Annotated in this window: 1 rRNA gene (running past one end of the window); it reads right to left on the bottom strand. The window is 58.9% G+C overall.

What is annotated here, in order from left to right:
* Positions 1–1,715, bottom strand: a 23S ribosomal RNA gene (locus tag ACIBSV_RS50500) (it extends 1,281 nt beyond the left edge of the window).
* Positions 1,716–1,772 lie beyond the last annotated feature (57 nt).

Genomic DNA, 1,772 nt, shown 5'->3' with positions numbered 1-1,772 from the left:
AACGCCCTACACCCTTACCCCGGGACTACCACCGCCCGGGCTGGACTACCTTCCTGCGTCACCCCATCGCTCACCTACTACCCGATTGGTTCGGCGGCTCCACCAAAACCGTTCACCCGAAGGATCCCGGCGGCTTCACGGCCTTAACATCACGAGGTTCGGCGCTGGCGCATCGTAGCGGGTACGGGAATATCAACCCGTTGTCCATCGACTACGCCTGTCGGCCTCGCCTTAGGTCCCGACTTACCCTGGGCGGATTAGCCTGCCCCAGGAACCCTTGGTCATCCGGCGCACACGTTTCTCACGTGTGATTCGCTACTCATGCCTGCATTCTCACTCGTGCAGCGTCCACCGCTGGTTTCCACCGCGACTTCACTCGCTGCACGACGCTCCCCTACCCATCCGTACGCCTGAACCACGAAGGCTTGGCTACATGTACGAATGACACGACTTCGGCGGTGCGCTTGAGCCCCGCTACATTATCGGCGCGGAATCACTTGACCAGTGAGCTATTACGCACTCTTTCAAGGGTGGCTGCTTCTAAGCCAACCTCCTGGTTGTCTCTGCGACTCCACATCCTTTCCCACTTAGCGCACGCTTGGGGGCCTTAGTCGGTGCTCTGGGCTGTTTCCCTCTCGACCACGGAGCTTATCCCCCGCAGTCTCACTGCCGCGCTCTCACTTACCGGCATTCGGAGTTTGGCTTATCTCAGTAACCTGGTGAGGCCCATCAACAATCCAGTGCTCTACCTCCGGCAAGAAACACACGACGCTGCACCTAAATGCATTTCGGGGAGAACCAGCTATCACGGAGTTTGATTGGCCTTTCACCCCTAACCACAGGTCATCCCCCAGGTTTTCAACCCTGGTGGGTTCGGGCCTCCACACGGTCTTACCCGCGCTTCACCCTGCCCATGGCTAGATCACTCCGCTTCGGGTCTTGGGCGCGCGACTCAATCGCCCTGTTCGGACTCGCTTTCGCTACGGCTACCCCACACGGGTTAACCTCGCCACACACCGCAAACTCGCAGGCTCATTCTTCAAAAGGCACGCAGTCACGACCACCCACGACTAAACGCGGATGGCGACGCTCCCACGGCTTGTAGGCACACGGTTTCAGGTACTATTTCACTCCCCTCCCGGGGTACTTTTCACCTTTCCCTCACGGTACTAGTCCGCTATCGGTCACCAGGGAATATTTAGGCTTAGCGGGTGGTCCCGCCGGATTCACACGGGATTTCTCGGGCCCCGTGCTACTTGGGAAATGCGCAAGCAAGCCGCACATGTTTCGTCTACGGGGGTCTTACCCTCTACGCCGGACCTTTCGCATGTCCTTCGACTACATGTACGGTTTCTGACTCGCCGACCGGCCGGCAGACCGATCAAGCACACTCCCACGACCCCGATCACGCAACCCCTGCCGGGTATCACACGTGACCGGTTTAGCCTCATCCGATTTCGCTCGCCACTACTCTCGGAATCACGGTTGTTTTCTCTTCCTGCGGGTACTGAGATGTTTCACTTCCCCGCGTTCCCTCCACACACCCTATATATTCAGGTGCGGGTGACAGCCCATGACGACTGCCGGGTTTCCCCATTCGGACACCCCCGGATCACAGCTCGGTTGACAGCTCCCCGGGGCCTATCGCGGCCTCCCACGTCCTTCATCGGTTCCTGGTACCTAGGCATCCACCGTGCGCCCTTAACAACTTGGCCACAGATGCTCGCGTCCACTGTGCAGTTCTCAAACAACAACCGATTCCCACGAACACT

Origin of the sequence: Embleya sp. NPDC050154, from assembly GCF_044460165.1 — a bacterium.
In the GTDB taxonomy this organism is placed as follows: domain Bacteria; phylum Actinomycetota; class Actinomycetes; order Streptomycetales; family Streptomycetaceae; genus Embleya.
The sequence above is the reverse complement of the archived record's forward strand: the minus strand, read 5'-3'. Positions and strand labels throughout refer to the sequence as shown.